This window comes from Caballeronia zhejiangensis, from assembly GCF_000698575.1.
Lineage (GTDB): Bacteria > Pseudomonadota > Gammaproteobacteria > Burkholderiales > Burkholderiaceae > Caballeronia > Caballeronia zhejiangensis.
In genome coordinates, this window is the sequence record NZ_JFHD01000081.1 from 1 (window position 1) to 5,445 (window position 5,445).

2 tRNA genes and 3 rRNA genes are annotated in these 5,445 nt (G+C 53.3%); all 5 read right to left on the reverse strand.

The features are described 5' to 3' along the window. Positions 1–10: 10 nt before the first annotated feature. A 5S ribosomal RNA gene (gene rrf, locus BG60_RS35820) occupies positions 11–123 on the reverse strand. Positions 124–279: 156 nt separating this feature from the next. Then, positions 280–3,162: ribosomal RNA gene (locus BG60_RS35825) — 23S ribosomal RNA — on the reverse strand. Between the two features lie 285 nt (positions 3,163–3,447). Continuing rightward, a tRNA-Ala gene (locus BG60_RS35830) sits at positions 3,448–3,523 on the reverse strand. Positions 3,524–3,570: 47 nt separating this feature from the next. Further along, a tRNA-Ile gene (locus BG60_RS35835) sits at positions 3,571–3,647 on the reverse strand. 63 nt (positions 3,648–3,710) lie between these two features. Continuing rightward, positions 3,711–5,242 (reverse strand): 16S ribosomal RNA (locus tag BG60_RS35840). The 16S, 23S and 5S rRNA genes sit together here with 2 tRNA genes alongside, the layout of an rRNA operon. Between the last annotated feature and the right edge of the window lie 203 nt (positions 5,243–5,445).

Genomic DNA, 5,445 nt, shown 5'->3' on the forward strand with positions numbered 1-5,445 from the left:
AGCATGAGGAGCCTGACGATTACCTACTTTCACACGGGTATCCGCACTATCATCGGCGTGGAGTCGTTTCACGGTCCTGTTCGGGATGGGAAGGGGTGGGACCGACTCGCTATGGTCATCAGGCATGACTTGTTGTTGTCTCGCCTGGGTGGGCGCGACAACCAATCTGGGAAGAAGTAGAAGTGTTTGGGGAGTGAGTGTCGCACAACGCTACTCAACCAGGGGTGGTATTGACCAAGCGCTGTGGCGCCAAGTCAGTACGTGAAACACACTGGTTATAGGATCAAGCCTTACGGGCAATTAGTATCAGTTAGCTCAATGCATTACTGCACTTACACACCTGACCTATCAACGTCCTGGTCTGGAACGACCCTTCAAGGGGCTCGAAGCCCCGGGGATATCTCATCTTAAGGCGAGTTTCCCGCTTAGATGCTTTCAGCGGTTATCTCTTCCGAACATAGCTACCCGGCGATGCGACTGGCGTCACAACCGGTACACCAGAGGTTCGTCCACTCCGGTCCTCTCGTACTAGGAGCAGCCCCCTTCAAATATCCAACGCCCACGGCAGATAGGGACCAAACTGTCTCACGACGTTTTAAACCCAGCTCACGTACCTCTTTAAATGGCGAACAGCCATACCCTTGGGACCGGCTACAGCCCCAGGATGAGATGAGCCGACATCGAGGTGCCAAACACCGCCGTCGATATGAACTCTTGGGCGGTATCAGCCTGTTATCCCCAGAGTACCTTTTATCCGTTGAGCGATGGCCCTTCCATACAGAACCACCGGATCACTATGACCTGCTTTCGCACCTGCTCGACTTGTCGGTCTCGCAGTTAAGCACGCTTATGCCATTGCACTATCAGCACGATTTCCGACCGTACCTAGCGTACCTTCGTACTCCTCCGTTACGCTTTGGGAGGAGACCGCCCCAGTCAAACTGCCTACCATGCACTGTCCCCGACCCGGATCACGGGCCAAGGTTAGAACCTCAAACAAACCAGGGTGGTATTTCAAGGACGGCTCCACCGAAACTGGCGTTCCGGTTTCATAGCCTCCCACCTATCCTACACAGATCGGTTCAAAGTCCAATGCAAAGCTACAGTAAAGGTTCATGGGGTCTTTCCGTCTAGCCGCGGGGAGATTGCATCATCACAAACACTTCAACTTCGCTGAGTCTCGGGAGGAGACAGTGTGGCCATCGTTACGCCATTCGTGCAGGTCGGAACTTACCCGACAAGGAATTTCGCTACCTTAGGACCGTTATAGTTACGGCCGCCGTTTACCGGGACTTCAATCAAGAGCTTGCACCCCATCATTTAATCTTCCGGCACCGGGCAGGCGTCACACCCTATACGTCCACTTTCGTGTTTGCAGAGTGCTGTGTTTTTATTAAACAGTCGCAGCCACCAGTTTATTGCAACCCTTTCACCCTCCTGGCGCAGGCCAGTCAAGCTACAAGGGCGTACCTTATCCCGAAGTTACGGTACCAATTTGCCGAGTTCCTTCTCCCGAGTTCTCTCAAGCGCCTTAGAATACTCATCTCGCCCACCTGTGTCGGTTTGCGGTACGGTCATCGTTAGACTGAAGCTTAGAGGCTTTTCTTGGAACCACTTCCAATTGCTTCGCTTCCGAAGAAGCTCGCGCCACGCCCTTGAATTACGCACCCGGATTTGCCTAAGTGCCTTCTCCAACGCAGCGACCGGGACGTCCAACACCCGGACAACCTTCCGCGATCCGTCCCCCCATCGCATCTAACAATGGTGCAGGAATATTGACCTGCTTCCCATCAGCTACGCATTTCTGCCTCGCCTTAGGGGCCGACTCACCCTACGCCGATGAACGTTGCGTAGGAAACCTTGGGCTTACGGCGAGGGGGCTTTTCACCCCCTTTATCGCTACTCATGTCAGCATTCGCACTTCCGATACCTCCAGCACGCTTTTCAACGCACCTTCGCAGGCTTACGGAACGCTCTCCTACCACACGTACTTGCGTACGCATCCGCAGCTTCGGTGACTGGCTTGAGCCCCGTTACATCTTCCGCGCAGGACGACTCGATCAGTGAGCTATTACGCTTTCTTTAAAGGGTGGCTGCTTCTAAGCCAACCTCCTGACTGTTTTAGCCTTCCCACTTCGTTTCCCACTTAGCCAATCTTTGGGACCTTAGCTGGCGGTCTGGGTTGTTTCCCTCTTGACACCGGACGTTAGCACCCGATGTCTGTCTCCCGTGATTGCACTCTTCGGTATTCGGAGTTTGCTATGGCGTAGTAATCCGCAATGGACCCCACAACCATGACAGTGCTCTACCCCCGAAGGTGATACACGAGGCACTACCTAAATAGTTTTCGGAGAGAACCAGCTATTTCCAAGTTTGTTTAGCCTTTCACCCCTATCCACAGCTCATCCCCTAACTTTTCAACGTTAGTGGGTTCGGTCCTCCAGTACGTGTTACCGCACCTTCAACCTGGCCATGGATAGATCACTTGGTTTCGGGTCTACGCCCAGCAACTGATCGCCCTGTTCGGACTCGCTTTCGCTACGCCTGCCTTAATCAGTTAAGCTCGCTACTGAACGTAAGTCGCTGACCCATTATACAAAAGGTACGCCGTCACCCGTTTCCAGGCTCCGACTGTTTGTATGCATGCGGTTTCAGGATCTATTTCACTCCCCTCCCGGGGTTCTTTTCGCCTTTCCCTCACGGTACTGGTTCACTATCGGTCGATCACGAGTATTTAGCCTTGGAGGATGGTCCCCCCATCTTCAGACAGGATTTCACGTGTCCCGCCCTACTTGTCGTACCCCTAGTTCTTCCTCGCTGTTTTCGTCTACAGGGCTATCACCTGCTATGGCCGCACTTTCCAGAGCGTTCGACTAACAACAAAGATAAAGAGTACAGGCTGATCCCATTTCGCTCGCCACTACTTTGGGAATCTCGGTTGATTTCTTTTCCTGCGGTTACTTAGATGTTTCAGTTCACCGCGTTCGCTCCACACAACCTATGTATTCAGTTGTGGGTACTCCATTAGGAGTGGGTTTCCCCATTCGGACATTTGTGGATCAAAGCTCGTTTGCCAGCTCCCCACAACTTTTCGCAGGCTACCGCGTCCTTCATCGCCTGTGATCGCCAAGGCATCCACCACATGCACTTGTTCGCTTGACCCTATAACAAGTGTGTCTCTCTCGAGCCACCCTCGCCATAGGCTGAGTATTCGCGTTGTGCCGTATTCCAAGTCATCATCAAGATCACTTTTCATACTTGATACAATCACTACCCTGACTACCCGACTCACACCCATCTCTAAGTGCTTTTAGATAGTCTCTTTACTACTTCTTCCAGATTGTTAAAGAACGTTTAGCCGACAAGCTCACTTCACTCGCCTGCGACATCAACTGGCTTTCAATCGCCAATGCAAAGTGCTTCACGAAACACTGCGCATTGAGGACTTGGTGGAGGATGACGGGATCGAACCGACGACCCCCTGCTTGCAAAGCAGGTGCTCTCCCAGCTGAGCTAATCCCCCGCGTCTCGCGTCTGCAGCCTCACTGACTGCCTGACTCATCTTGACCGTGGTGGGTCTGGTTGGATTCGAACCAACGACCCCCGCCTTATCAAGACGGTGCTCTAACCGACTGAGCTACAGACCCAAAGCCTGTCTTCAAACAACAGCCGATAAGCGTGAGCGCTTAACTTCGTGTGCGAAGCTCGAGAAAGGAGGTGATCCAGCCGCACCTTCCGATACGGCTACCTTGTTACGACTTCACCCCAGTCATGAATCCCACCGTGGTAAGCGCCCTCCTTGCGGTTAGGCTACCTACTTCTGGTGAAACCCACTCCCATGGTGTGACGGGCGGTGTGTACAAGACCCGGGAACGTATTCACCGCGGCATGCTGATCCGCGATTACTAGCGATTCCAGCTTCACGCAGTCGAGTTGCAGACTGCGATCCGGACTACGATCGGTTTTCTGGGATTGGCTCCACCTCGCGGCTTGGCAACCCTCTGTTCCGACCATTGTATGACGTGTGAAGCCCTACCCATAAGGGCCATGAGGACTTGACGTCATCCCCACCTTCCTCCGGTTTGTCACCGGCAGTCTCCTTAGAGTGCTCTTGCGTAGCAACTAAGGACAAGGGTTGCGCTCGTTGCGGGACTTAACCCAACATCTCACGACACGAGCTGACGACAGCCATGCAGCACCTGTGCGCCGGTTCTCTTTCGAGCACCCCCACCTTTCAGCAGGGTTCCGACCATGTCAAGGGTAGGTAAGGTTTTTCGCGTTGCATCGAATTAATCCACATCATCCACCGCTTGTGCGGGTCCCCGTCAATTCCTTTGAGTTTTAATCTTGCGACCGTACTCCCCAGGCGGTCAACTTCACGCGTTAGCTACGTTACTAAGGAAATGAATCCCCAACAACTAGTTGACATCGTTTAGGGCGTGGACTACCAGGGTATCTAATCCTGTTTGCTCCCCACGCTTTCGTGCATGAGCGTCAGTGTTGGCCCAGGAGGCTGCCTTCGCCATCGGTATTCCTCCACATCTCTACGCATTTCACTGCTACACGTGGAATTCTACCTCCCTCTGCCACACTCAAAGCCTGCCAGTCACCAATGCAGTTCCCAGGTTAAGCCCGGGGATTTCACATCGGTCTTAACAGACCGCCTGCGCACGCTTTACGCCCAGTAATTCCGATTAACGCTCGCACCCTACGTATTACCGCGGCTGCTGGCACGTAGTTAGCCGGTGCTTATTCTTCCGGTACCGTCATCCTCCATCCATATTAGGGACGAAGTTTTCTTTCCGGACAAAAGTGCTTTACAACCCGAAGGCCTTCTTCACACACGCGGCATTGCTGGATCAGGGTTGCCCCCATTGTCCAAAATTCCCCACTGCTGCCTCCCGTAGGAGTCTGGGCCGTGTCTCAGTCCCAGTGTGGCTGGTCGTCCTCTCAGACCAGCTACAGATCGTCGCCTTGGTAGGCCTTTACCCCACCAACTAGCTAATCTGCCATCGGCCGCCCCTATAGCGCGAGGTCCGAAGATCCCCCGCTTTCTCCCTTAGGTCGTATGCGGTATTAATCCGGCTTTCGCCGGGCTATCCCCCACTACAGGACACGTTCCGATGTATTACTCACCCGTTCGCCACTCGCCACCAGGGTTGCCCCCGTGCTGCCGTTCGACTTGCATGTGTAAGGCATGCCGCCAGCGTTCAATCTGAGCCAGGATCAAACTCTTCAGTTCAATACCTGTTACTGTTTTCTATTCTTCCGAATAGGTCGCTCACTCAACGTACTGACGATGATTTATTCCATCCAAAGATGAACAAACCTTCCTCTGATACTTCGTGTGAGACTCTTGATACTTTTGCTATTGCCGATTCCGAAGAACCAGCCGCACTCGCCATCAAGCGCCCACACTTATCGGCTGTTAGTTTTTAAAGAGCA